Annotated in this window: 23 protein-coding genes and 1 pseudogene; 11 read left to right on the top strand and 13 right to left on the bottom strand. The window is 71.8% G+C overall.

Annotated features, from left to right (window positions below; all coding sequences use genetic code 11):
- The 5 genes from hutH to SH922_RS25150 form a co-directional block, all read right to left on the bottom strand.
- Complete coding sequence (gene hutH / locus SH922_RS25170; RefSeq protein ID WP_393060110.1) at nt 1-1,551, bottom strand: histidine ammonia-lyase; 1,551 nt, start codon at nt 1,549-1,551, stop codon at nt 1-3.
- A gap of 35 nt (nt 1,552-1,586) precedes the next feature.
- Entirely contained in the window at nt 1,587-2,801 is a 1,215-nt protein-coding gene (locus tag SH922_RS25165) for a diguanylate cyclase domain-containing protein (protein WP_393060109.1), read from the bottom strand.
- Between the two features lie 96 nt (nt 2,802-2,897).
- The gene (locus tag SH922_RS25160) at nt 2,898-3,710 is read right to left on the bottom strand and encodes an enoyl-CoA hydratase/isomerase family protein (protein ID WP_393060108.1); all 813 of its coding nucleotides are present in this window, start codon (nt 3,708-3,710) and stop codon (nt 2,898-2,900) included.
- A 150-nt stretch (nt 3,711-3,860) separates the two neighbouring features.
- On the bottom strand, nt 3,861-5,045 hold the full coding sequence (locus SH922_RS25155) for an adenylate/guanylate cyclase domain-containing protein (RefSeq protein WP_393060107.1): 1,185 nt from the start codon (nt 5,043-5,045) through the stop codon (nt 3,861-3,863).
- 130 nt (nt 5,046-5,175) lie between these two features.
- Complete coding sequence (locus SH922_RS25150; protein WP_393060106.1) at nt 5,176-6,039, bottom strand: biotin--[acetyl-CoA-carboxylase] ligase; 864 nt, start codon at nt 6,037-6,039, stop codon at nt 5,176-5,178.
- Between the two features lie 157 nt (nt 6,040-6,196).
- Between SH922_RS25150 and SH922_RS25145 the strand changes: the two genes are divergently transcribed.
- From SH922_RS25145 to SH922_RS25130, 4 genes are all read left to right on the top strand, one after another.
- Nucleotides 6,197-7,789: an acyl-CoA carboxylase subunit beta gene (locus SH922_RS25145; RefSeq protein ID WP_393060105.1), complete on the top strand. Its 1,593-nt coding sequence runs from the start codon at nt 6,197-6,199 to the stop codon at nt 7,787-7,789.
- A gap of 14 nt (nt 7,790-7,803) precedes the next feature.
- Nucleotides 7,804-8,010: an acyl-CoA carboxylase epsilon subunit gene (locus tag SH922_RS25140; protein WP_393060104.1), complete on the top strand. Its 207-nt coding sequence runs from the start codon at nt 7,804-7,806 to the stop codon at nt 8,008-8,010.
- Between the two features lie 141 nt (nt 8,011-8,151).
- Nucleotides 8,152-8,280 (top strand): morphogenic membrane protein MmpB, encoded by a 129-nt coding sequence (gene mmpB / locus SH922_RS25135; protein ID WP_350989353.1) that lies wholly within the window; start codon nt 8,152-8,154, stop codon nt 8,278-8,280.
- A gap of 56 nt (nt 8,281-8,336) precedes the next feature.
- Nucleotides 8,337-8,954, top strand: coding sequence for a nucleoside triphosphate pyrophosphatase (locus SH922_RS25130; protein ID WP_393060103.1), 618 nt, complete (start codon nt 8,337-8,339; stop codon nt 8,952-8,954).
- Between the two features lie 30 nt (nt 8,955-8,984).
- Here SH922_RS25130 and SH922_RS25125 read toward each other — a convergent pair whose 3' ends face one another.
- Nucleotides 8,985-9,434, bottom strand: coding sequence for a hypothetical protein (locus SH922_RS25125; RefSeq protein ID WP_393063685.1), 450 nt, complete (start codon nt 9,432-9,434; stop codon nt 8,985-8,987).
- Between the two features lie 402 nt (nt 9,435-9,836).
- Between SH922_RS25125 and SH922_RS25120 the strand changes: the two genes are divergently transcribed.
- Together SH922_RS25120 and SH922_RS25115 are read left to right on the top strand one after the other, a co-directional pair.
- Nucleotides 9,837-11,591 (top strand): acetyl/propionyl/methylcrotonyl-CoA carboxylase subunit alpha, encoded by a 1,755-nt coding sequence (locus tag SH922_RS25120; protein WP_393060102.1) that lies wholly within the window; start codon nt 9,837-9,839, stop codon nt 11,589-11,591.
- Nucleotides 11,592-11,754: 163 nt separating this feature from the next.
- Entirely contained in the window at nt 11,755-12,384 is a 630-nt protein-coding gene (locus SH922_RS25115) for a TetR/AcrR family transcriptional regulator (protein WP_393060101.1), read from the top strand.
- A 78-nt stretch (nt 12,385-12,462) separates the two neighbouring features.
- Here SH922_RS25115 and SH922_RS25110 read toward each other — a convergent pair whose 3' ends face one another.
- Nucleotides 12,463-13,416, bottom strand: coding sequence for a DeoR/GlpR family DNA-binding transcription regulator (locus SH922_RS25110; RefSeq protein ID WP_393060100.1), 954 nt, complete (start codon nt 13,414-13,416; stop codon nt 12,463-12,465).
- A gap of 197 nt (nt 13,417-13,613) precedes the next feature.
- Nucleotides 13,614-15,053, bottom strand: a complete 1,440-nt coding sequence (locus SH922_RS25105) for an NAD(P)H-quinone dehydrogenase (RefSeq protein WP_327709191.1) — start codon at nt 15,051-15,053, stop codon at nt 13,614-13,616.
- 251 nt (nt 15,054-15,304) lie between these two features.
- Between SH922_RS25105 and SH922_RS25100 the strand changes: the two genes are divergently transcribed.
- The 3 genes from SH922_RS25100 (at nt 15,305) to SH922_RS25090 (ending at nt 18,479) form a co-directional block, all read left to right on the top strand.
- Nucleotides 15,305-15,742, top strand: a complete 438-nt coding sequence (locus tag SH922_RS25100) for a gamma-glutamylcyclotransferase (RefSeq protein ID WP_024490113.1) — start codon at nt 15,305-15,307, stop codon at nt 15,740-15,742.
- A 135-nt stretch (nt 15,743-15,877) separates the two neighbouring features.
- Nucleotides 15,878-16,702 carry a purine-nucleoside phosphorylase gene (locus tag SH922_RS25095; RefSeq protein WP_393060099.1) on the top strand — a complete coding sequence of 275 codons (825 nt, stop codon included), beginning with the start codon at nt 15,878-15,880 and terminating at the stop codon, nt 16,700-16,702.
- A gap of 136 nt (nt 16,703-16,838) precedes the next feature.
- Nucleotides 16,839-18,479, top strand: coding sequence for a phospho-sugar mutase (locus tag SH922_RS25090; RefSeq protein WP_393060098.1), 1,641 nt, complete (start codon nt 16,839-16,841; stop codon nt 18,477-18,479).
- Between the two features lie 42 nt (nt 18,480-18,521).
- Here SH922_RS25090 and SH922_RS25085 read toward each other — a convergent pair whose 3' ends face one another.
- The 4 genes and pseudogenes from SH922_RS25085 to SH922_RS25070 form a co-directional block, all read right to left on the bottom strand.
- Nucleotides 18,522-18,674, bottom strand: coding sequence for a hypothetical protein (locus SH922_RS25085; protein ID WP_393060097.1), 153 nt, complete (start codon nt 18,672-18,674; stop codon nt 18,522-18,524).
- Nucleotides 18,674-18,946, bottom strand: coding sequence for a hypothetical protein (locus tag SH922_RS25080; protein ID WP_393060096.1), 273 nt, complete (start codon nt 18,944-18,946; stop codon nt 18,674-18,676). Before SH922_RS25080 ends, SH922_RS25085 begins: the two co-directional genes overlap by 1 nt.
- Before the next feature lie 190 nt (nt 18,947-19,136).
- The gene (locus SH922_RS25075; protein ID WP_393060095.1) at nt 19,137-20,363 is read right to left on the bottom strand and encodes a beta-ketoacyl-[acyl-carrier-protein] synthase family protein; all 1,227 of its coding nucleotides are present in this window, start codon (nt 20,361-20,363) and stop codon (nt 19,137-19,139) included.
- Between the two features lie 151 nt (nt 20,364-20,514).
- A pseudogene (locus SH922_RS25070) lies at nt 20,515-20,766 on the bottom strand (acyl-CoA desaturase); the annotation flags it as partial.
- A gap of 235 nt (nt 20,767-21,001) precedes the next feature.
- Between SH922_RS25070 and SH922_RS25065 the strand changes: the two are divergent.
- Complete coding sequence (locus SH922_RS25065; protein ID WP_393060094.1) at nt 21,002-22,075, top strand: terpene synthase family protein; 1,074 nt, start codon at nt 21,002-21,004, stop codon at nt 22,073-22,075.
- A gap of 82 nt (nt 22,076-22,157) precedes the next feature.
- Here the strand turns inward: SH922_RS25065 and SH922_RS25060 are convergent, their stop codons facing one another.
- Nucleotides 22,158-22,796 carry a PH domain-containing protein gene (locus SH922_RS25060; RefSeq protein ID WP_393060093.1) on the bottom strand — a complete coding sequence of 213 codons (639 nt, stop codon included), beginning with the start codon at nt 22,794-22,796 and terminating at the stop codon, nt 22,158-22,160.
- A 204-nt stretch (nt 22,797-23,000) separates the two neighbouring features.
- Here SH922_RS25060 and deoC point away from each other — a divergent pair, with 204 nt between their 5' ends.
- Nucleotides 23,001-23,948 carry a deoxyribose-phosphate aldolase gene (gene deoC / locus SH922_RS25055; RefSeq protein ID WP_393063684.1) on the top strand — a complete coding sequence of 316 codons (948 nt, stop codon included), beginning with the start codon at nt 23,001-23,003 and terminating at the stop codon, nt 23,946-23,948.
- The last annotated feature ends 5 nt before the right edge of the window (nt 23,949-23,953 follow it).

Below are 23,953 nucleotides of genomic sequence, written 5' to 3'. Positions count from 1 at the left end.
TCAGGCCAGCGGCCCCGTGACGGGCTCGACCGCCGAGACGAGCCTGCCCGCCCGGACGAAGGCGTCCGCCGCGGCCAGGTCCGGCGACAGGAAGCGGTCCGGGCCGGGGCCCTCGACGCCCGCCGCCCGCAGCGCCTCGATGGCGGCGAGCGAGGCGGGGGCCGGGGTCAGGCCCTGCGCGGCGCGCAGTTCGACGGCGCGGGTCGCCGCGTACAGCTCGACGGCGACGATCCGGGCGAGGTTGTCGACGGCGGTACGGAGCTTGCGCGCGGCCGACCAGCCCATCGAGACGTGGTCCTCCTGCATCGCGGAGGACGGGATCGAGTCGGCCGAGGCGGGGACGGCGAGCCGCTTCATCTCGCTGACCAGGGCGGCCTGGGTGTACTGGGCGATCATCAGGCCGGAGTCGACACCGGCGTCGTCGGCGAGGAACGGCGGCAGCCCGTGCGAACGGTTCTTGTCCAGCAGCCGGTCGGTGCGGCGCTCGGTGATGGAGCCGAGGTCGGCGGCGACGATCGCCAGGAAGTCCAGGACGTAGGCGACCGGCGCCCCGTGGAAGTTGCCGTTGGACTCGACCCGGCCGTCGGGGAGCACCACCGGGTTGTCGACGGACGAGGCCAGCTCGCGGTCGGCGACGACCGCGGCGTAGGCGAGGGTGTCGCGGCCTGCGCCGTTGACCTGGGGCGCGCAGCGCACGGAGTAGGCGTCCTGGACGCGCGGCGCGTCGTCCTGGTGGTGACCGGTCAGACCCGAACCGGCGAGCACCCGCAGCATGTTGTCGGCGCTGGCGCCCTGGCCGGGGTGCGGGCGGATGGCGTGCAGCTCGGGGGCGAGGACCTTGTCCGTGCCGAGCAGGGCCTCCAGGGAGAGGGCCGCGGTGATGTCGGCCGAGGTGTAGAGGCTGCGCAGGTCGGCGAGGGCCATCACGAGCATGCCGAGCATGCCGTCGGTGCCGTTGAGGAGGGCGAGGCCCTCCTTCTCGCGCAGCTCGACCGGGGTGATGCCGTGGGCGGCGAGGAGCTCACCGGCCGGGCGCACGGTCCCGTCGGGTCCCTCCGCGTCACCCTCGCCCATCAGGGTCAGGGCGCAGTGCGAGAGCGGCGCGAGGTCACCGGAGCAGCCGAGGGAACCGTACTCGTGAACGACGGGTGTGATCCCGGCGTTGAGTACGTCCGCCATGGTCTGGGCGACCTCGGGCCGCACGCCCGTGTGACCGGAGGCGACCGTCTTCAGCCGGAGGAACATCAGCGCCCTGACGACCTCACGCTCGACCCGCGGGCCCATGCCGGCCGCGTGCGAGCGGACGATGTTGCGCTGGAGCTGGGCGCGGAGCTCCGGGCTGATGTGGCGGCTGGCCAGGGCGCCGAATCCGGTGGAGACGCCGTAGACCGGCTCGGGCTTGGCGGCGAGTGCGTCCACGATCTCGCGGGCGGCGGCCAGGGCGCTCACCGCGGCCGCGGAGAGCTCGACACGGGCGTTGCCGCGGGCCACGGCGATGACGTCCTGAGCAGTGGTACCGGACGTCCCCACCACGACTGTATGCATATCCATATTCAGAAGCGTACGGAGTGAAACCCTTCATGTCACTAGTGGTCGTCGGGTTGACCCCTTACCTCGTCCGTCACCTCGGGGACGGAACCCCGCAGGCGGCGGCGGTCATGGGCGGATTTGGGCGGGGAGTCGGCCAGCCGGATGACCTCGCCGTCGCGCCCCGCGACCACCGGCTTCGTGGAGCGGGCCGCCTTCGCCCGGTACTGGGCCGCGTCCGCGAGCCGGAAGAGCCGCCGCGCGGAGACCACCGAACCGATCGGATCCCCGGTGGACGCGATCCCGCAGGCGACCCCGTTGCCGAACTCCAGCTCGGCGGCCCGCTCACAGAGCTCCGTGGCCACCGCGATCACCTCGTTCGCCCCGGGGCCCAGGGCCAGCAGACAGAACTCGTCCCCGCCGAGCCGGGCAGCCAGCGCCCCGGGCAGCATGGCCCCACACCGGGACAGCACGGAGCCGAAACGTTCCAGCAGCCGGTCGCCGACGGCATGCCCGTGTGTGTCGTTGACCCACTTCAGGCCGTTCAGGTCGCAGACGACCAGACTCACCACCGAGCCGTCCTCACGGTGCCGCTCCACCGCCTCGTCCAGCCGCATGTCGACGGCCCGCCGGTTGGCGAGACCGGTCAGCGGATCGGTGAAGGCGAGCTTGCGCACCTCCTCCAGGCGCTCCGTCTGGGAGATCCCGGCGGCCACGACGGCCGCCAGCACGGTGGCGAAGTCCGCGTCCCGGCGGTCGAACACCGGCTCCCCCACCCGTCGGGCCACGTAGAGCTCGCCCCAGGCCCGCCCGTGCAGCACGATCGGCGCGACCACGCAGCAGCCGCGCCCGCGCCGGCGCAGCGCCGACACCCGCTGATGGCAGTAGCCGCGCCGGTAGCCATGCGCACCCGCCACGCCCGCACCCCCGGGCTCCGGCTCCACCGGGCCGTCGGCGGTCTCCACCCAGGCGTCCGGTTCACCGCCCCCGGCCCACCGCTCATGCAGGAACTCGGTGATCTCCGGGAACTGATGCACCGGGTACGTCTCCTCGTCGGGGAACTCCTCCTCCCCCTCGGCCCGCTCGCCCGCGTTGACCAGGACCCGCAGCCGCCCGCGCCCGCGCTCCCAGACCGACAACGCGGCGAAGCTGCCGCCCAACGCCTCGCACGCCCCCAGCGCGGCCGCTCGCCAGCACCCCCGCGGGGTGTGCGCCGCCGCCATCGCCTGCGCAAGCGAAACCACGGCCCGCAGCCGCGCATCGTCACCACCCATCGCACCAGCTTATGTAGATTTGTGATGATTTGATCAGTTTGCGACTCGGCTCATGCGCGGTGCGCCGCAGAACGAACACCCGGGGTCACGATCGCGTCATTCCCCGGGCCAGTTCGCCTTCCGCTTCTCGTTGAACGCCGCCACGCCCTCCGCCCGGTCGCCGGAGAAGGCCACCGAGCGCCACGCGGAGTCCTCGACCTCCAGCCCGGCCCGCAGATCGAGCCCGTGGCCGAGCCGCAGCGCCCGCTTGGCCGCCCGCAGACCCACCGGGGAGTTCGCCGCGATCCGGCCGGCCAGCGCAAGCGCCTCGGCCCGGTCCTCGCCCTCCGGGACCAGCTCGTCGACCAGCCCCAGCTCGCGCGCCTCGGCCGCCTCCACCCGGCGGGCGGTGAAGATCAGCTCGGCGGCGCGCGCGGCCCCGATCCGGCGCGGCAGCAGCTGGGTGCCGCCACCGCCCGGGATGACCCCGACCGACACCTCGGGCAGGCCCACCAGGGCGGTCGCGTCGGCGACGATCAGATCGCAGGACAGGGCCAGCTCGAACCCGCCGCCGAGCGCGAAGCCGTGCACCGCGGCGATCGTCGGCATCGGCAGTTCGAGGACTCCGGTGTAGGCGGCGCGTGCGGTGGGCCGCTGGCGCACCAGGTCCGCGTCGGTGAAGGAGTTGCGCTCCTTGAGGTCCGCGCCCACGCAGAAGGCCCGCTCATGGCTGGAGGTGAGGACGGTGACCCGGACATCCGGGTCGGCGGCGAGCGCGGCACAGGCTGCGCCGATCGAGCGCGCCATGTCGGTGGACACGGCGTTCATGGCCTTGGGCCGGTCGAGAACCAGCTCGGCGACGTGCTCCAGGCCCTCGTGGCCCCGTACGACGACGAACTCCCCGAACCGCTGCTCGGACGTGACGGTCATGGCTGCACCCCTCCGGTTAACGAGCGTTACCGGAGGGATCCTAGAGCTCTCCCGGGGCGGGAGGGCAGGGGGCGGCCGGGCCGGCCGGGACGGACCGGCCGGGCCATCAGGGACCGGTCAGGACGTACCGGCCGGGCGATCAGGGACCGGTCAGGACGTGCCGCGACGGGCCAGCAGCCACGGTTCGACGATGCCCAGGCCACGCACCGGGCGCTGCCACATCGGCTGCAGCCCGTAGCGGTACTTGGGTGCGGGAGCCGGCTCCTCGCCGTCCGCGCCCTCCTTCTCGGCCCGCTCGGCGGCGGCCGCGGCCTCCTCCGCGGCCTGGGCCTCGGAGACGGGGGCGTCGCCGGTACGGGTCAGCTCCTTGGCGAACGCCCCGTCCACCAGGACGGCGTCCTTCGGCGCTATCGACGTCAGCCGGCTGGCGAGGTTCACCGTGGTGCCGAAGACATCACCCATCCGGGTGGTGACCGTGCCGAACGCGATGCCGACGCGCAGCGCCGGCATCGTCTCGTCCAGGGTCATCGCCTCGATGAGGCGCAGCGCGATCTCGGACGCGGTGCCCGCGTCGTCGGCGGCGAAGAGCACCTCGTCACCGAGGGTCTTGATGAGCCGGCCGCCGTGCGCGGCGACGAGGTCGGCGCAGGTGGTCTCGAAGGACTCGACGAGCTCACCGAGCTCCTCCTCCTCCAGGCGGCGGGTCAGCCGGGTGAAGCCCACGAGGTCGGCGAAGCCGACGGCCAGCCGCCGGTCGACCATCTCCTCGTCGTCCGCGGCCTGCACGACCCGGCCGGTGGCGGCGGCGAGCTGGCGCCGCCACACGTACACCAGGAACTCCTCCAGCTCCGGCAGGAGCAGCTCGATCAGCGGGTACGTGACCTCGGTGCGGGTCATCCCCGGCTCGGGCGGCTCGGTGAGGCCCTCCAGGAAGGAATCGATCTGCCATTCCGCCAGCCGGGCGGTGGTCTGCCCGGTCGACCGGGCCACCTGGATCGCCATCGGCTCGCTGAGCAGCCCCGCCTCGACCAGACCGGACAGCCGCCGCAGCGCCAGCACGTCGGCCTCGGTCAGCGCCTTGGCCTGGCCGATGTCGGCGAATCCCATGGCCCGCCAGAACCGGGACGCCAGATCCATGGAGACGCCCGCGGTCCGGGCGGCCTGGAACGGGGTGTAGCGCCGGTCGGCCCCCAGGATCAGCTGTTCCAGCCGGATCGCCAGGGGATCGTCGGTCGGTTCGGCCGTGTGGTCGACTTCGTGATGCGGTGTCGCGTGGACCGAGGAGTCCGACGGGGGCTCTTCGCCCGCGCCGGAGGTCGTGTCGTCGACGGTCACCAGCCGCCTCCTGCCCGTTCCCTGCGCACTGCCCTGCCGATCTGTCGGTGGATCGCCTCAACGATACGGCAGGTGTGCCCTACCTCACGTCGTCCAGGGCGTTTCCGGACGGGGTCGCGCCGCGGGTCCCTCAGGTCAGTCCGCCCTCCGCGCCGCGCAGGTGCACGATGTCGCCCGCCGAGACCGGTTTTCGCGATCCGTCGTCCGAGGACAGGACCAGCCGGCCGTCCCCGTCGATCGCCACCGCGTCACCGGTGAGCGTGCGGTTGCCGGGCAACTGGGCCCGTACTCTCCGGCCGAGCGTCGCGCAGCCCGCCGCGTACGCCTCCTGGAGCCCGCTGGCGGCCGCGTCGCCGTCGGCCGCCCTCCACTGCCCGTACCACTGCTCCAGCGAGCGCAGTACGCCCCGCAGCAGCGTCTCGCGGTCGGTGGACACCGCTCCGGCGAGGGCGAGCGAGGCGGCGGTGGGGGCGGGCAGCTCGTCGGCCCGCAGGGAGACGTTGAGGCCGATGCCGATGACGACGCCGTCGCCGGCCCGCTCGGCGAGGATGCCGCCCGCCTTGCGCTCCTCGCCGTCGACCGTGACCAGCAGGTCGTTGGGCCACTTCAGCGCCGTGTCTACGCCCGCCGACCGTGCCAGGCCGGTCGCAGCGGCGACCCCGGCGAGGAGCGGCAGCCAGCCCCACCGCTGCACCGGCACGGAGCCCGGCGTCAGGTAGACGGAGAAGAACAGGCCGGAGCGGGCCGGCGCCGTCCACGTACGGTCCAGGCGGCCCCGGCCGGCGGTCTGCTCCTCCGCGACCAGGACGGTGCCCTCGGCGAGGGAGGCCGCGCGGCCCGCGAGATCGGAGTTGGTGGAGCCGGTGGCGGCGACGACGTCGAGGGAGGTCCACAGCCCGCCGGGCACCAGCAGTCCGCGGCGCAGCGCGGGGAGGTTCAGGGGCGGCCGGTCCAGGTCCGACCAACGGCTCTGTGGCGCATCCGAAGGTGTCATGCAACCCACCCTAGGTGTGTCAAACGACGCACTGCCGAACCGTATCCGCGCCGATACGCTACGGGGCAGTAGCCGTTCGGTGCTGCGGGCCGTCAGCCATTCATCCGCTGATCAGCAGCACAGTCGTCCCCGTGACCAGGCAGGGAGCCGCCACCCGATGTCCGAGCCGGAAGAGATCGACATCCACACCACCGCGGGCAAGCTCGCGGACCTGCAGCGCCGTATCGACGAGGCGACCCACGCGGGCTCCGCACGCGCGGTGGAAAAGCAGCACGCGAAGGGCAAGCTGACGGCGCGCGAGCGCGTCGATCTCCTGCTCGACGAGGGTTCCTTCGTGGAGCTGGACGAGTTCGCCCGGCACCGTTCGACGAACTTCGGCATCGAGAAGAACCGGCCGTACGGGGATGGTGTCGTCACCGGGTACGGCACGGTCGACGGCCGACCCGTCTGCGTGTACTCGCAGGACTTCACCATCTTCGGCGGCTCGCTCGGCGAGGTCTACGGTGAGAAGATCGTCAAGGTGATGGACTTCGCGCTGAAGACCGGCTGTCCGGTCATCGGCATCAACGACGGCGGCGGCGCCCGCATCCAGGAGGGTGTCGCGGCGCTGGGCCTCTTCGCGGAGATCTTCCGCCGCAACGTGCACGCCTCGGGTGTCGTCCCGCAGATCTCCCTGATCGTCGGACCGTGCGCGGGCGGCGCGGTCTACTCCCCCGCGATCACCGACTTCACGGTCATGGTCGACCAGACCTCGCACATGTTCATCACGGGACCCGACGTCATCAAGACGGTCACCGGCGAGGACGTCGGCTTCGAGGAGCTCGGCGGCGCCCGTACGCACAACACCACCTCGGGTGTGGCGCACCACATGGCGGGTGACGAGAAGGACGCCATCGAGTACGTCAAGTCGCTGCTGTCGTACCTGCCGTCGAACAACCTCTCCGAGGCCCCGGCCTTCCCGGAGGAGGCGGACCTGGCGGTCAGCGACGAGGACCGTGAGCTGGACACGCTCATCCCGGACTCGGCGAACCAGCCGTACGACATGCACACCGCGATCGAGCACGTGCTGGACGAGGGCGAGTTCCTGGAGACCCAGGCCCTGTTCGCGCCGAACATCCTCACCGGCTTCGGCCGGGTGGAGGGCTATCCGGTCGGCATCGTCGCCAACCAGCCGATGCAGTTCGCCGGTTGCCTGGACATCAACGCGAGCGAGAAGGCCGCACGGTTCGTCCGCACGTGCGACGCGTTCAACGTGCCCGTGCTGACCTTCGTCGACGTCCCGGGCTTCCTGCCGGGCGTCGACCAGGAGTACGGCGGCATCATCCGCCGCGGCGCCAAGCTGATCTACGCGTACGCGGAGGCCACCGTCCCGCTGATCACGGTGATCACCCGCAAGGCGTTCGGCGGCGCGTACGACGTCATGGGCTCCAAGCACCTGGGCGCAGACATCAACGTGGCCTGGCCGACCGCGCAGATCGCCGTCATGGGCGCCCAGGGCGCCGTCAACATCCTCCACCGCCGCACGATCGCCGCCGTCACGGACGCCGACGAGAGGGAGGCGACCCGCGCCGAACTGATGGCGGACTACGAGGACGCGCTCCTCAACCCGTACGTGGCGGCCGAGCGCGGTTACGTCGACGCGGTGATCATGCCGCACGAGACCCGGGCACAGGTGGTCAAGGGGCTGCGGCAGCTGCGGACCAAGCGGGAGTCGCTGCCCCCGAAGAAGCACGGCAACATCCCCCTCTAGAAAGGGTCCTGGCCATGATCAAGGTCGTACGGGGCAACCCGACCCCGGAGGAGCTGGCCGCCGCACTGGCGGTGGTCCGGGCGCGCGCCGTGGCGGCGTCCGCCGTGTCGTCCGGCGCGCCGGAGCTGCCGGCGCAGTGGTCCGACCCCGGCCGGCTGGCCCGGCGCGGGCGCCATCTGCCGGGACCGCGCGCCTGGGCGCGTACGTACTGGCCCGGTTAGTCACGGACTGTCGCCGGAGGCCCGGACCCCTTGAGGGGTCCGGGCCTCCGGCACGTACCGGAAGGATCTGGTCCGTACGCACCAGGTGGCCTGAGTACGGGTACTCAGGCGCGGCGGCGGCCCCCGCAGCAGGATCGGATCATGTTGTGGTCCGACCCCGAGAACAAGCCGCCGAAGGAACTGCGCGACGCCCAGGACATGATGCGGCGCGCGTGGCTGGTGCTCGCGCTCGCCATGGTGGTCGCGATGATCGCGCTCGGGACGCGGTGAGCGGCGGGGGCCTGCGTTCCCGGGGGCGGTCCTCCCCGCACCGGCTGATTTGTACGATGGCACCCATGACTGATCCCGCTCGCCGCCGTCTCGTGCTCGCCTCGCAGTCCCCCGCCCGTCTCGGTCTGCTGCGGCAGGCCGGTTTCGCGCCCGAGGTGATCGTCAGCGGGGTCGACGAGGACGCGTTGAGCGCCCCGACGCCGGCCGAGCTCGCGCTCGTGCTGGCCCGGGCCAAGGCCGCGGCCGTGGCCGGGCGGCCGGAGGCCGCGGGGGCGCTGGTCATCGGGTGCGACTCGGTGCTCGAACTGGACGGTGAGGCGCTCGGCAAGCCCGCCGACGCCGAGGAGGCCACGGCCCGCTGGAAGTCCATGCGGGGGCGCGCCGGAGTCCTGCAGACCGGTCACAGCGTGATCGACACCGCGAGCGGGCGCACCGCCTCCGCGACCGCGTCCACGACGGTGCGCTTCGGTGAGCCTTCGGACGCCGAGGTCGCCGCCTACGTGGCCTCGGGTGAGCCGCTCCATGTCGCGGGCGCGTTCACCCTCGACGGGCGCTCGGCGCCGTTCGTGGACTCCATCGACGGCGACCCGGGCAACGTCATCGGGCTCTCGCTGCCGCTGCTGCGGCGGCTGCTGGGCGAGCTGGGGGTCCAGGTCACCGACCTCTGGGTCTGAGACCTCCGGGTCCGGGGCGGGCCCTGCCGGTCAGGCAGGGGCCGGGGCCGCCGGCTGCTCGGGCTCGGCGGCGGTGGCCGGCTGCCGGTCGGCGGGGCCGTACGCCACCAGCGTCAACACGATGAGGCCGAGCACCACCATCATGATCACGAACGCGGACCAGCCGACCAGGCCCACCGTCAGGGCGCCCAGCACCCCGTGGATGACGGCGCAGGAGATGAGCACGATCCGGGCGACGCGGCCGGGGGCCCGGTCACGGATGCCGGCCAGCAGGAGCAGCACGCCGCACAGCACCAGGAACAGTCCCGAGACGCCGCCCAGCACCCAGGTCCCCTTGGACATGACGCCGGGATCCGTGCCGGCCAGGGACATGTCCTGGTTCTTCACGACCGTTCCCAGGACCACGTTGACGATCACGATGCCCACGGCTTCCGCGAACAGCACGAGCGCGGCTATGAAAGCCACCAGCCTGCGCACCATGGCGCTCACCCCCTGTTACCTGCAGTACGTGCGATAGCGCGGACCCTACTAACGGGTAATCCTCCGGACAAGGGGTTCGACACCCCCTTCGCGCCCCCGTCCGCCCCGGCTTCGCACCCCCCTTGTGCGCGCCCTCGTGCGTCGGGCAAAGAATCACGCACCCCTTAGTAGGAAGTCCACAAAGAAACAGGGGGAGTCGCTGCCCGTACCGACAGAGACCTGGACCACACCTCGTGGCTACTGTGCGGTCATGGTTCCCGGCGTACCGTGGTGCCACAAGGGATTTCGCGACTCGAGCAAGCCTCGAATCACACTCCGTGTGGGCAAGCTCACCATTGGGGACGGGTCGTATGGCCGTGTCGGTTGTCCCTAAACTCAGCTTGTTTCAAGGAGGGAGCCATCGTGCGCAAGGTGCTCATCGCCAACCGTGGCGAAATTGCTGTCCGTGTTGCCCGAGCTTGCCGGGACGCGGGAATCGGGAGCGTGGCCGTCTACGCAGACCCGGACCGCGACGCTCTGCATGTGCGTGCGGCCGACGAGGCATTCGCTCTGGGCGGTGACACCCCGGCCGCCAGCTATCTGGACATGGCCAAGGTGCTCCAGGCGGCCAAGGACTCCGGGGCGGACGCGATCCACCCGGGTTACGGCTTCCTGTCGGAGAACGCCGAGTTCGCCCAGGCCGTGCTCGACGCCGGTCTCACGTGGATCGGCCCGCCGCCGCAGGCGATCCGGGACCTCGGTGACAAGGTCGCCGCCCGCCACATCGCCCAGCGCGCCGGTGCCCCGCTCGTCGCGGGTACCCCGGACCCGGTCGAGGGTTCCGCCGAGGTGGTCGCCTTCGCGAAGGAGCACGGGCTGCCGATCGCGATCAAGGCCGCGTTCGGCGGTGGCGGGCGTGGGCTGAAGGTCGCGCGCACGCTGGAGGAGATCCCGGAGCTGTACGACTCCGCGGTCCGTGAGGCCGTCGCCGCGTTCGGGCGCGGGGAGTGCTTCGTGGAGCGCTACCTCGACAAGCCGCGGCACGTGGAGACCCAGTGCCTGGCCGACTCCCACGGCAACGTGGTCGTCGTCTCGACCCGTGACTGCTCGCTCCAGCGCCGCCACCAGAAGCTGGTCGAGGAGGCCCCGGCCCCCTTCCTGTCCCAGGCGCAGAACGCGGAGCTGTACGCGGCGTCCAAGGCGATCCTGAAGGAGGCCGGCTACGTCGGCGCCGGCACGGTCGAGTTCCTGGTCGGCACGGACGGCACGATCTCCTTCCTCGAGGTCAACACCCGCCTCCAGGTGGAGCACCCCGTCACCGAGGAGGTCACCGGCCTCGACCTCGTGCGCGAGATGTTCCGCATCGCCGACGGCGAGGAGCTCGGCTACGACGACCCGGCCGTGCGCGGCCACTCGTTCGAGTTCCGGATCAACGGCGAGGACCCGGGCCGCGGCTTCCTGCCCGCCCCCGGAACCGTCACCCTCTTCGCCCCGCCCACCGGCCCCGGCGTCCGCCTCGACGCGGGCGTCGAGTCCGGCTCGGTCATCGGCCCGGCCTGGGACTCCCTGCTCGCCAAGCTGATCGTGACCGGTGCGACGCGTGAGCAGGCGCTCCAGCGCGCGGCCCGTGCGCTGGCCGAGTTCAACGTCGAGGGCATGGCCACCGCCATCCCCTTCCACCGCGCGGTCGTCGCCGACCCCGCGTTCACCAGCGACCCGTTCCGCATCCACACCCGCTGGATCGAGACGGAGTTCGTCAACGAGATCAAGCCGTTCGCCGCTCCGGCCGACACGGAGGCGGACGAGGAGTCCGGCCGCGAGACGGTCGTCGTCGAGGTCGGCGGCAAGCGCCTCGAGGTCTCCCTGCCCTCCTCGCTCGGCATGAGCCTGGCCCGCACCGGACTCGCGGCGGGCGCCAAGCCCAAACGCCGCGCGGCCAAGAAGTCCGGCTCCGCCGCCTCCGGCGACACCCTCGCCTCCCCGATGCAGGGCACGATCGTGAAGATCGCCGTGGAGGAGGGCCAGGAGGTCAAGGAGGGCGATCTGATCGTCGTCCTGGAGGCCATGAAGATGGAGCAGCCCCTCAACGCCCACCGCGCCGGCACGGTGAAGGGCCTCGCCGCCGAGGTCGGCAGCTCGGTCTCCTCCGGTGCCGTCATCTGCGAGATCAAGGACTGATCCTCGCGACACCTGTTCCGCCGGCGCCCCGCTCATGTCATAGGACGTGACCGGGGCGCCGGTCATTTCTCGGTCACAGTCCGGCCGTTCAGTGTTACGGAGGGCGACTCCGGTTGCACGATGGCATCCTGGACCCCAGGCCGGACACAGGGAGGACTGCGCAATGGCGACGAGTACGGCACGGACACCGGTCCGCACGCCGGACAAGCCCATGCGCGCCGACGCGCGCCGCAATTACGACCGGCTGCTGACCGAGGCCCGCGACTCCTTCGCCGAGCACGGAACCGACGCGTCCCTGGAGGACGTCGCGCGACGGGCGGGCGTGGGCATCGGCACGCTGTACCGGCACTTCCCGACCCGGCACGCGCTGATGAGCGCGGTCTTCCAGGAGGCCGTGGCCTCCCTGATCACCCGCTCCCGCGAACTGGCCGAGGCGGAGCAGCCGTGCACCGGCCTGGTGGAGTGGCTGGGCGCGCTCATCACTCATGCGGGTGAGTACCGGGGGCTGGCCCAGGCGCTCATGTCGACGTGCCGGGACGAGACCTCGGCCCTTTCGCCGTGCAATGTGCCGCTCCGCGAGGCGGGTTCGGTGCTGCTGGGCCGGGCGCAGACGAGCGGGGCCGTGCGGGCCGATGTGTCCATCGACGACCTGATGCAGCTGACGAACGCGATCGCGCTGGCCGCCGAGCAGTCGCCGGACGATCCGGAGCTGGCGGGGCGGTTGCTGACGCTGACGCTGCAGGGGCTGAAGGGGCGGTCGAACCCCGGGCATGCAAGCCCCTCCGGCGATTGAGGAGCGCCGGCCCGGACAAATCCAGCCCCTCCGGCGGTTGAGCAGCGGGGGTCCGGGGGGAGCGCCCCCCGAAACCCGCTACCGGCGGCGCAGGTCCGCCACTCTCCCCCGGTCCGCCTGACCGCCCTGCTCCGCCAGCGCCGCCGCCCCGCGCAACTGCTGTGCGTGCGTACGGCGCTGCCCCGGCAGGGGCATGTCGCGACGGGCGCCACGGCCCGGTGGCGCACTGTCGGCCGGGACGGACGCACCTCCGGCGCCCGCCACCGCGATCTGCACCCCCTGGTCCGCCAGGGCCTGCAGCTCCGCGGCCGCCCGGTCGTCGTGCGCGGCCGGTTCGTCCGTCACCAGACGGGTGATGAGATCCGTCGGCACGGTCTGGAACATGGTGTCGGAGCCGAGCTTGGTGTGATCGGCGAGGACCACCACCTCCCCCGCCGCCTGCACCAGCGCCCGGTCCACGCTCGCGGAGAGCATGTTGGACGTGGAGAGACCGCGTTCGGCGGTGAGCCCGCTCCCGGACAGGAAGGCGCGCGAGACCCGCAGTCCCTGGAGCGACTGCTCGGCCCCACTGCCCACCAGGGCGTAGTTGGAACCGCGCAGGGTGCCCCCGGTCATCACCACTTCCACCCGGTTGGCATGGGCCAACGCCTGGGCGACGAGCAGTGAGTTGGTGACCACGGTCAGACCGGGGACCCGCGCGAGCCGGCGGGCCAGCTCCTGCGTGGTCGTACCGGCGCCGACCACAATGGCCTCGCCCTCTTCGACGAGGCCGGCGGCCAGGTCGGCGATGGCCGTTTTCTCCGCGGTGGCGAGATGGGATTTCTGCGGAAAGCCGGACTCCCGCGTAAAACCGCCCGGCAAAACCGCACCGCCGTGCCGGCGGTCGAGGAGTCCTTCTGCCTCCAGTGCCCGCACGTCCCGCCGTACGGTCACTTCGGAGGTCTGGACGACGCGGGCGAGCTCACGGAGCGATACCGCCCCGTTGGCACGCACCATTTCGAGGATCAACTGACGACGTTCTGCAGCGAACACAAAACTGACAGTAACGTGACCGCCCGAGCGTTTTCAGGTGTTTGCGCCGAATAGCAGAAGTTGTACATACAAGGGGCCGCCAAGTGGTATAGGCGGCCCCGTTGTTGTTCCGTACTGATCGAGCGCGGTCGCCGGACCGCCCGCGTTGCCGGGGGTTGCCGGGGAATGCCGGGTTCCCCGGGGCTTCCCCGAGGTGATTACCCCTCGCCCGCCTGCTTCCGGGTGTGCAACTGACGGGCCACTTCCGCGATCGATCCCGACAGGGACGGATACACAGTGAAGGCGTTTGCGATCTGTTCCACGGTCAGATTGTTGTCGACGGCGATCGAGATGGGGTGGATCAGCTCGCTCGCCTTCGGCGCGACGACACAGCCGCCGACCACGATGCCGGTGCCGGGCCGGCAGAAGATCTTGACGAAGCCGTCGCGGATGCCCTGCATCTTGGCGCGCGGGTTGCGCAGCAGCGGGAGCTTGACGACCCGGGCGTCGATCTTGCCGGCGTCGACGTCGGCCTGGCTGTAGCCGACCGTGGCGATCTCGGGGTCGGTGAAGACGTTCGAGGAGACCGTCTTCAGGTTCAGCGGGGCCACCGCGTCACCGAGGAAGTGGTACATCGCGATACGGCCCTGCATGGCGGCGACCGAGGCGAGGGCGAAGATCCCGGTGACGTCGCCGGCCGCGTAGACGCCCGGCGCGCTGGTGCGGGAGACCTTGTCGGTCCAGATGTGGCCCGAGTCCTTGAGCCGGACCCCGGCCTCCTCCAGACCCATGCCCGCGCTGTTCGGGATCGCGCCGACCGCCATCAGGCAGTGCGAGCCGGTGATGACCCGGCCGTCGGCGAGGGTCACCTCGACCCGGTCGCCGACCCGCTTGGCGGACTGGGCGCGGGAGCGGGCCATCACGTTCATGCCGCGGCGCCGGAAGACGTCCTCCAGGACGGCCGCCGCGTCCGGGTCCTCGCCCGGCAGCACCCGGTCACGGGACGAGACGAGGGTGACGCGGGAGCCGAGGGCCTGGTAGGCGCCGGCGAACTCGGCGCCGGTCACACCCGAGCCGACCACGATGAGCTCCTCGGGGAGCTCGTCGAGGTCGTAGACCTGGGTCCAGTTCAGGATCCGCTCGCCGTCGGGGAGCGCGTCCGGGATCTCCCGGGGGTGGCCGCCGGTGGCGATCAGCACGGCATCCGCGGTGAGCGTCTCCTCCGTGCCGTCGGCGGCGGTGACGACGACCTGGCGGGAGCCGTCGGCGGCCTGGAGGCCCTCCAGACGGCCGCGCCCGCGCATCACCCGAGCGCCCGCACGGGTGACGGAGGCGGTGATGTCGTGGGACTGGGCGAGCGCCAGGCGCTTCACCCGTCGGTTGACCTTGCCCAGGTCGACGCCGACCACACGCGCCGCCTGCTCCATGTGCGGCGTGTCGTCCGCGACGATGATGCCGAGCTCCTCGTACGAGGAGTCGAAGGTGGTCATCACCTCTGCCGTCGCGATCAGGGTCTTCGAGGGCACGCAGTCGGTGAGTACGGACGCGCCGCCGAGGCCGTCACAGTCGACGACGGTCACCTCCGCGCCGAGCTGGGCGCCCACCAATGCCGCCTCGTACCCGCCGGGTCCGCCGCCGATGATCACGATCCGGGTCACGAAAAGTCCGCCTCGCGTTTCTCGTCCCGCGGCCGTCTGCTGTCCCGGCCGGGGGTCCGGGGGGCCGCCCCGGGGGAATGCAGTACGTACTTCATTGTCCCGCACGCGCCAAGGTGCTTCGCCCCGGGGCCCTCCATACGTGCGCCGGGGCGTCCGGGACACGGGAAGCGGCCGATGGATCCGGCCCGCGGGCGAGGGTGTTCCTCCGAGGAATCGACGCTCCCGGTGTCACCTCCCGTACCCTCGACCCCATGTCGCTCTACGCCGCGTACGCCGGCAACCTCGACGCGCGGCTGATGACGCGCCGCGCACCGCACTCCCCGCTGCGCGGTACCGGCTGGCTGAACGGCTGGCGGCTGACGTTCGGCGGCGAGCAGATGGGCTGGGAGGGCGCGCTGGCCACGGTGGTCGAGGCGCCGCGCTCCCAGGTCTTCGTGGCGCTGTACGACCTGGCGCCGATGGACGAGGACTCCATGGACCGCTGGGAGGGCGTCGGCCTGGACATCTACCGCCGCATGCGGGTCCGGGTGCACACCCTGGACGGCGAGGAGCCGGCCTGGATGTACGTGCTGAACGGGTACGAGGGCGGCCTGCCCTCCGCCCGCTACCTGGGCGAGATCGCCGACGCGGCGGACTCCGCGGGCGCGCCGCACGATTATGTGATGGAACTCCGCAAGCGCCCCTGCTGAGCGCCGCAGGGCCGCCCTGATCTGCCCTTTCGCATGATCACCGCGGGACGACTGTGGGAACACACGAACGAACACGGCGAGACTCTGTACAGGAGCATCTACGCGCGTAGGGAATCAGCGGTTACGCTCATCCGCGTGAACGCATCAGTTATTCCGGACCACATCCAGGGCGACCCGCACGCCGCCGCTGCCGACGCCGCCGCCCGCCTGCGCGAGCTGACCGGTGCCGAGACCCACGACGTCGCCCTCGTGATGGGCTCCGGCTGGGCGCCCGCCGGCGATGCGCTCGGCACACCGGAGGCCGAGTTCCCGGTGACGGACCTGCCCGGATTCCCGGCCCCTGCCGTCGAGGGTCACGGCGGCACGATCCGCTCGTACCGCATCGGCGAGAAGCGCGCCCTGGTCTTCCTGGGCCGTACGCACTACTACGAGGGCCGTGGCGTCGCCGCCGTGGCGCACGGAGTGCGTACCGCCGTCGCCGCGGGCTGCAGGACCGTCGTGCTGACGAACGGCTGCGGCGGCCTGCGCGAGGGCATGCGCCCCGGGCAGCCGGTCCTGATCAGTGACCACATCAACCTCACGGCGGCGTCGCCGATCATCGGCGCCAACTTCGTCGACCTGACCGACCTGTACTCGCCCCGGCTGAGGGCGCTGTGCAAGGAGATCGACGAGACCCTCGAAGAGGGTGTGTACGTGCAGTTCCCCGGCCCGCACTACGAGACGCCGGCCGAGATCAACATGGTCCGTGTGATGGGCGGCGACCTCGTCGGCATGTCCACCGTGCTGGAGGCCATCGCGGCCCGTGAGGCGGGCGCGGAGGTGCTGGGCATCTCCCTGGTGACGAACCTGGCGGCGGGGCTGAGCGGCGAGCCGCTGAACCACGAAGAAGTACTGCAGGCGGGGCGCGACTCGGCGACCCGGATGGGCTCGCTGCTGGCCCGGGTGCTCGACCGCATCTGACCGCGCCTCGGGCCCGGCCGGCTTCGGGGGCTCCGCCCCCGTACCCCTGCTCCTCGATCTCCCCCGGGCCCCGTCCGGGGGGACCCCAGGGGCTTGATTCACCACCACGCACCCCGGAAACGGAAAGGCGGACACCGTGCAGCAGGACCTCATCGCCCGGGCCAGGACCTGGCTCGCCGAGGATCCCGACCCCGAGACCCGCGACGAGCTCGCCAAGCTCATCGAGACCGAGGACCTCGACGAGCTCACCGCCCGCTTCGCCGGCACACTCCAGTTCGGCACCGCCGGGCTCCGCGGTGAGATCGGCGCCGGCCCGATGCGGATGAACCGCGCCGTCGTCATCCGCGCCGCCGCCGGGCTCGCCGCGTACCTGAAGGACCAGGGGCAGGACGGCGGCCTCGTCGTCATCGGCTACGACGCCCGCTACAAGTCCACCGACTTCGCCCGGGACACGGCGGCCGTCATGACCGGCGCCGGTCTGCGGGCAGCCGTACTCCCCCGCCCGCTCCCCACCCCCGTGCTGGCGTACGCCATAAGGCATCTGGGCGCCGTCGCGGGCGTCGAGGTCACCGCCAGCCACAACCCGCCGCGCGACAACGGCTACAAGGTCTACCTCGGCGACGGCTCGCAGATCGTGCCGCCGGCCGACGGCGAGATCGCCGCCGCGATCGCCGCGGTCGGCCCGCTGGACACCGTGCCCCGCCCCGACGACGGCTGGGAGATCCTCGGAGACGAGGTCCTGGACGCCTACCTGGCGCGTACGGACACTGTGCTGGCCGACGGTTCGCCACGTACCGCCCGCGTCGTCCACACGGCGATGCACGGCGTCGGCACGTCCGTGCTCACCGCCGCCTTCGACCGCGCCGGTTTCCCCGCCCCGGTCCTCGTCGCCGAGCAGGCCGAGCCCGACCCCGCGTTCCCCACCGTGGCCTTCCCCAATCCGGAGGAGCCCGGCGCGATGGATCTCGCGTTCGCCACCGCACGCCGCTCGGACCCCGACATCATCATCGCCAACGACCCGGACGCGGACCGCTGCGCCGTCGCCGTCCCGGACCCGGCCGCCGACGGCGGCTGGCGGATGCTGCGCGGCGACGAGGTCGGCGCGCTGCTCGCCGCCCATCTCGTCGGCCGCGGTGTCACGGGCGTCTTCGCCGAGTCGATCGTGTCGTCGTCCCTCCTCGGCCGGATCGCCGAGAAGGCGGGCCTCGGCTACGAGGAGACGCTGACCGGCTTCAAGTGGATCGCCCGCGTGGAGGGTCTGCGGTACGGCTACGAGGAGGCGCTCGGCTACTGCGTCGACCCGGACGGCGTCCGCGACAAGGACGGCATCACGGCCGCGCTCCTGGTCGCCGAACTCGCCTCCGTGCTCAAGGAGCAGGGCCGCACGCTGCTCGACCTGCTGGACGACCTCGCCCTCGAACACGGGCTGCACGCCACTGACCAGCTGTCGGTCCGGGTCGAGGACCTGTCGGTCATCGCGGACGCCATGCGCCGCCTGCGCGAGCAGCCGCCGACCGCACTCGCGGGCCTGGCCGTCACCTCGGCCGAGGACCTGTCGCACGGCACGGAGCTGCTGCCGCCCACCGACGGGCTGCGCTATCAGCTGGAGGGCGCCCGGGTGATCGTCCGCCCGAGCGGCACCGAGCCGAAGCTCAAGTGCTACCTGGAGGTCGTGGTGCCCGTCGCCTCGGCCGACGAACTGCCGGCGGCCCGCGCGAAGGGCGCGGAGCTGCTGGCCGGGATCAAGCGGGACCTGGCGGCCGCGGCCGGGATCTGACGAGCACCCGGACCGCGGCCCCCGGCCCCGGCCCGCATCGGGTCATCCGAAGCGGCCGTTGACGTAGTCGGCGGTCCGGGTGCGTTCCTGCGGGCGGTGGAACATCTCGTCGGTCAGTCCGAGGACGGGGATGCGCAGGAGCGCGACGAGTGCGGCGGCGAAGCCGAGGAGCACCGCGGCGAGAACGCCCGTCATCACGCCCCCCGCCGCCCCGATCGGATGCCGGGCGGCAGGCCCAATGCATGGAAGCAGAAGTGACCGGCGGCACCGAAAAGACGCTGAACGGTCTTCTTGACCACCGGATCACCCACCCGGATCCCCGGTCGCAGCGCGCCCAGCCCGGGGCGGGAGTTCACGCTCACGCTGAGCGCCAGCCCGTGCTTCCCCGCGCCGTCGGCGCGGGCCGGAGCGGGAGGGCCGATGCCCGCGACCGCGGCGAGCAAGGACGACAGCAGGAGGGAGGCCATGTGACGGCGGTGCCGTAAGCGGGGTTCCGGGTTCCGATGTCGTCCGATGATCACACCGGGATGCTGGTGGGGCTCGGCCCGTTGCCGCTCCTGCCACGCCCGACGCCCCTTCGGCAACGGCCGATATTCCCCCGAACGGCGCCCGCTCGGCCAAGGGGCTCGGCGGCCCCCGGCCTCGGCGGCCGGTGCGTCACCCGGCGCTGGTGAGGGCGAGCACCGCGTTCTGGCCGCCGAAGCCGAAGGAGTTGCTGATCGCCGCCCGCATGGGGTGCGGACGAGGGGCCTTGGTGACGACGTCGAGGTCGATCTCCGGGTCGATTGTGTCCAGGTTGGCGGTGGGCGGGATGAGCTGGTGCTCCAGGGACAGCACCGTGCACGCCGCCTCGATGGCCCCGGCGCCGCCGATGGCGTGTCCGATCGCGCCCTTGAGCGCGGTGACCGGCGGCGGACGGCGGAACACCTGTTGCAGGGCGTGGTGTTCGGCGGCGTCACCGCTCGGCGTGGCCGTGCCGTGGGCGTTGACATGGTCGACGTCCTCGGGCGAGAGACCGGCGTCGGCCAGGGCACTGCGGATCGCCTCGGCCGCACCGTCGCCGCGGGGGTGGGGCGCGGTGAAGTGGTACGCGTCGCAGCTCGCCCCGAACCCGGCGACGTACGCCCGGGTCCGTGCGGCCCTGGCGCGGGCGTCCTCGGGGCGTTCCAGGACGAGGACGGCGGCTCCCTCACCGAGGACGAAGCCGTCGCGGTCGCGGTCGAAGGGGCGGGACGCGGCGTTCGGTGCGCCGGCACGGCGGGAGAGCGCCCGCATCTGGGCGAAGCACGCGGCGGTCATCCGCAGCCGGGCCGACTCGCTGCCTCCGGCGAGCACCACGTCGCAGGCGCCCGAGAGCAGCAGGTCCCGGGCCAGGCCGATGGCGCTGGTGCCGGAGGCGCAGGCTGTGGAGACGGCCAGGTTGGGGCCTGTCGCACCGAGGTCGATCGCGATCTCGGCTGCGGCCATGTTGGGCACGCTGCGGGACAGCGCGAGGGGCGAGATTCGGGTGGGTGCCAGGTCCGCGAGCCGGTCGAACTCGGCCTGCCAGCTCTGCATGGAACCGTTGCCCACCCCCATGACCACACCCACGCGCGGGCCGGCCGGTCCGTCCGCCGTGAGCCCGGCGTCCGCGACGGCCTCCCGGGCGGCGAGCAGCGCGAGCGTGGCGAACCGGTCGAGCCGTCGCGCCCGTTGGTGTCCCAGGAGCTGCCGGGCGTCGAAGTCGGGGACGCGGCAGGAGAACGCGACGGGCAGCCCGTCGAGGTCGGGATCGGCCGCGGCGGCGGAGCACCCCGTGCTCAGCCCCTCCCACGTGGCCTTCTCACCGATTCCCGCCGGGGTGATCAGTCCGAGGCCCGTGACCGCCACGGGGCCGCGCCTCATACGTATGCCATCGCTCGGTGCATGAAGGCTGATTATGCGTTCAGCGTCGGGGGTGTCCGGTGAGTACGTGGCGGGGGCTCTGCCTCAGCAACTCGTTCGGCGCACATCGGGCAGGACGCCGGCCGGCTGCCGCAAGGTCCGCACCGCCGGTTCACCGGGGGCTCACCCGGCCGGGCACCGTGCGCCCCGCGTCCAGTCGCTTGGCGGCGAGGCGGCGTTCGTCGGGCCAGCGCACGTCGTAGGCCCAGCCGAGCCTCTCGAACAGCGCGATCAGCCGTGCCGTGGGGTCGGTCTGGCCCTTGAGCGCTCCGTGGCGTGCGCTGTTGGGGTCGGCGTGGTGGAGGTTGTGCCAGCCCTCGCCGAAGGTGAGGGCCGCCACCCATCGCACGTCCCGCGACTGAAACAGTCACTTTCGGGCCAACTACGCGTCGAGAAAGCCCATGCGTGAACGAGGCGCGATCCACCACGCGCACGGTTTCGCAGGCACCGGGGACGTGGCCAGAAATGCCCGACCCCGCAAGGGAAAGGGCACCGGTCCGTCGGCCAACCCGGCCGAAAACGGCTGTTCCTGTTCCCCGTACACCTTGATAACTTCCGAAACTCAGCGTAATTGAGAAGTACACTCGAAAGGGTGGTAAATGACCTCCCCAGCGACAGCACCGAAGATCCCTCGGCTGTGGGTTCCGCTCCCGTCGGGGATCCACCCGAGTTGGCGTGAGATCGACGAACGCTCGGCTGCCTGGCTCGATCGATTCGGCCTGTACTCCGACCTGGCGCAGCGCGAACGGCTGACGCGCATCTCCGTCGGAGAGATAACCGGCCGCGGCGCACCGTCCGGGCGCCTCGCCGCCCTGCAGTGGACTTCGGACTTCCTGATGTGGCTCTTCGCCTTCGACGACGAGTACTGCGACGAGGGGCCGGTCTCAGCGTCCCCGGACGCCACCCTGCTGGTCATCACCAAGCTTCAGCGCATAGTCGAAGTCCCCTGGGCCGCTCCCACCGAGGACAGCTACAGCGCCGCTCTGCGCGAGTTGCGTCTGCGGCTCGACGACCTGACCACCCCCGTGCAGACCGCCCGCTGGGCCGCCGGCTTCCGCGCCTACCTCCAGGGCCAGGTCTGGATGGCCGCCAACAGCGCCCACGGGCGGATTCCCAGCCTCTCCGACCATCTGGCGGTCCGGCTCGACTCCTCCGCAGTCAAGATCTTCTCGACCCTCAGCGAGATCATCCACGGATACGACCTCCCCGCGGCCGATTACGAGCGCCACGACGTCCGCGCGTTCGTCGAGATCTTCGCCTCGATCATCGGCTGGTCCAACGACCTGATCTCGTACCACAAGGAGCGCCAGCGCAGCCAGGAGGGATACGGAAACATCGTCGACCTGATCGCGTACGAGCAGAAATGCTCCCTCGCCGAAGCGGTCAGCGAGACCGCCATGATGCACACCCGCGCCATGGCCCTGTACCTCCGGCTGCGCGACCAGATCCTGCACGACGCCGGCCCTGAACTCCACCGCTGGATCGCGGACTGCGACCACTGGATCCGCGCCGACTACGACTGGTCCCTCACCACCAATCGCTACGTCAATCCGGAGAATCCGGCCGACCTTCCCGCCGGCAGCGCGACCTCCCCCTTCCACGAACGGGAAGTGGACCAGCCTCTGCCGATCGCCAGCATCGCCTGGTGGTGGACCGTGCTCAAGGACCGGTGATTCCCCCGTCGGAGCCCCGGGACGACTGCGCCCGGGGCGCGTCTGTGCTCTGGGCGTCCGCGCCCGGACCGCAGGAGGCGCCTCAGCCGATCGCGCCCAGCACCACCAGCAGCACCGCGCCCGCCACGGCCGGTGCGATGACCTCGTACGCCCAGCGCACCGACTTGAGGGTGCCCCCGGCTACGGGCTTGTCGCCCGCGCGTTCGGCCAGCTCCCTCAGGTCCACGACCGCCTGGTCCGCGGCCGCCGTCCGCGCCTTCGCGTCGCGCACGTCGGCGGTGACGGACGTCCTGCGGTACGGGTCGTCCATCGACCGCCGGGACTGGTGACGGGCGGCCTTCTTGCGCTGCCGCAGCGACACCGGGACGGCCCAGAGCTGGAACTTCTCGTCGTCGCTCGTGAAGAGCTCGCTCGAGTACCCGGCCCGGACGTCCGCGACGTCGGTCCACGGCAGCGTGATCGTCCGGAAAGGGTTGCGGATCCGGATGCGCTCAGTGTTGGCGAGCACCACGGGGCGCAGGGTGAAGGCGACGACCAGCGGCACCACGGTCAGCAGCCCGGCCAGGGCCAGCCACGGCGCGCGGCCCTCGCCCCTGATCACGGCGTCCCCCCCGAGCCAGCAGACGAGCAGGAGCAACAGGACACCCCCGACCAGCCCGGCGGGCGACCGGTACGTCCGGTCGGCATAGGTGGGCTCGGAGGGCGGTGTGGGGCTCGTCATGAGCCCGATTCTGCCTGACGTACGCGCCGGACGCGGGGGCGGCCGTCCGGACATGCGTACGGAGACTGCCGGACATGCGTACGGAGACGGGCAGGGCGAGCCCCGTACGCGCGTGCACACCGCGCCCGTGGCGCCGCGTGATGCGCGAATGGCCGGGGCCCCTGTACAGGCCGCTACGCGCGTAGATATGCTCATCTGGTGACCATGCCCACCACTGCTCCCGCATTCGCCGACGCGACGGCGTCCGACAGTGCGCTGCGCCGCTTCCTGCACGGGCTGCCCGGCGTCGACGCCGTCGGCCTCGAAGCGCGCGCCGCCTCGCTCGGAACCCGTTCGATCAAGACGACGGCCAAGGCGTACGCCATCGACCTGGCCATTTCGATGATCGACCTGACGACGCTGGAAGGCTCGGACACCCCGGGCAAGGTCCGCGCGCTCGCCGCCAAGGCCGTTCATCCCGATCCCACCGACCGCACGACCCCGCACACCGCGGCGGTCTGCGTCTACCCCGACATGGCGGCGACCGCGGTGGCCGCCCTGGCCGGTTCCGGCGTGAAGGTGGCGTCCGTCGCGACGGCGTTCCCTGCCGGGCGCGCCGCGCTCGACGTGAAGCTCGCGGACGTCCGCGACGCCGTGGCGGCCGGGGCCGACGAGATCGACATGGTGATCGACCGCGGCGCCTTCCTCTCCGGTCGCTATCTCAAGGTGTACGAGGAGATCCTCGCCGTGAAGGCCGAGTGCGGCCGGGCCCGGCTGAAGGTGATCTTCGAGACCGGTGAGCTGTCCACGTACGACAACATCCGCCGTGCCTCCTGGCTCGGGATGCTGGCGGGCGCGGACTTCATCAAGACGTCGACCGGCAAGGTCGGGGTCAACGCCACCCCCGCGAACACCCTGCTGATGCTGGAGGCGGTGCGCGACTTCCGTGCGCAGACCGGCATCCAGATCGGCGTGAAGCCGGCCGGCGGCATCCGCACCTCCAAGGACGCCCTCAAGTTCCTGGTACTGGTGAACGAGACGGCGGGCGAGGACTGGCTGGACAACCACTGGTTCCGCTTCGGCGCCTCCAGCCTGCTGAACGACCTGCTGATGCAGCGCCAGAAGCTCAGCACCGGCCGTTACTCCGGCCCCGATTACGTGACGGTGGACTGATTCCC

The sequence above is a fragment of the Streptomyces sp. LN549 genome (assembly GCF_043203805.1).
In the GTDB taxonomy this organism is placed as follows: Bacteria; Actinomycetota; Actinomycetes; order Streptomycetales; family Streptomycetaceae; genus Streptomyces.
The sequence above is the reverse complement of the archived record's forward strand: the minus strand, read 5'-3'. Positions and strand labels throughout refer to the sequence as shown.

What these genes read in the sequence shown, in the direction of transcription:
- hutH (WP_393060110.1), bottom strand. Translation starts at nt 1,551, where the DNA reads ATGGATATGCATACAGTCGTGGTGGGGACGTCCGGTACCACTGCTCAG.
- SH922_RS25165 (WP_393060109.1), bottom strand. Translation starts at nt 2,801, where the DNA reads ATGGGTGGTGACGATGCGCGGCTGCGGGCCGTGGTTTCGCTTGCGCAG.
- SH922_RS25160 (WP_393060108.1), bottom strand. Translation starts at nt 3,710, where the DNA reads ATGACCGTCACGTCCGAGCAGCGGTTCGGGGAGTTCGTCGTCGTACGG.
- SH922_RS25150 (WP_393060106.1), bottom strand. Translation starts at nt 6,039, where the DNA reads ATGACACCTTCGGATGCGCCACAGAGCCGTTGGTCGGACCTGGACCGG.
- SH922_RS25145 (WP_393060105.1), top strand. Translation starts at nt 6,197, where the DNA reads ATGTCCGAGCCGGAAGAGATCGACATCCACACCACCGCGGGCAAGCTC.
- SH922_RS25140 (WP_393060104.1), top strand. Translation starts at nt 7,804, where the DNA reads ATGATCAAGGTCGTACGGGGCAACCCGACCCCGGAGGAGCTGGCCGCC.
- mmpB (WP_350989353.1), top strand. Translation starts at nt 8,152, where the DNA reads ATGTTGTGGTCCGACCCCGAGAACAAGCCGCCGAAGGAACTGCGCGAC.
- SH922_RS25130 (WP_393060103.1), top strand. Translation starts at nt 8,337, where the DNA reads ATGGCACCCATGACTGATCCCGCTCGCCGCCGTCTCGTGCTCGCCTCG.
- SH922_RS25125 (WP_393063685.1), bottom strand. Translation starts at nt 9,434, where the DNA reads ATGGTGCGCAGGCTGGTGGCTTTCATAGCCGCGCTCGTGCTGTTCGCG.
- SH922_RS25115 (WP_393060101.1), top strand. Translation starts at nt 11,755, where the DNA reads ATGGCGACGAGTACGGCACGGACACCGGTCCGCACGCCGGACAAGCCC.
- SH922_RS25100 (WP_024490113.1), top strand. Translation starts at nt 15,305, where the DNA reads ATGTCGCTCTACGCCGCGTACGCCGGCAACCTCGACGCGCGGCTGATG.
- SH922_RS25085 (WP_393060097.1), bottom strand. Translation starts at nt 18,674, where the DNA reads ATGACGGGCGTTCTCGCCGCGGTGCTCCTCGGCTTCGCCGCCGCACTC.
- SH922_RS25080 (WP_393060096.1), bottom strand. Translation starts at nt 18,946, where the DNA reads ATGGCCTCCCTCCTGCTGTCGTCCTTGCTCGCCGCGGTCGCGGGCATC.
- SH922_RS25075 (WP_393060095.1), bottom strand. Translation starts at nt 20,363, where the DNA reads ATGAGGCGCGGCCCCGTGGCGGTCACGGGCCTCGGACTGATCACCCCG.
- SH922_RS25065 (WP_393060094.1), top strand. Translation starts at nt 21,002, where the DNA reads ATGACCTCCCCAGCGACAGCACCGAAGATCCCTCGGCTGTGGGTTCCG.
- SH922_RS25060 (WP_393060093.1), bottom strand. Translation starts at nt 22,796, where the DNA reads ATGACGAGCCCCACACCGCCCTCCGAGCCCACCTATGCCGACCGGACG.
- deoC (WP_393063684.1), top strand. Translation starts at nt 23,001, where the DNA reads ATGCCCACCACTGCTCCCGCATTCGCCGACGCGACGGCGTCCGACAGT.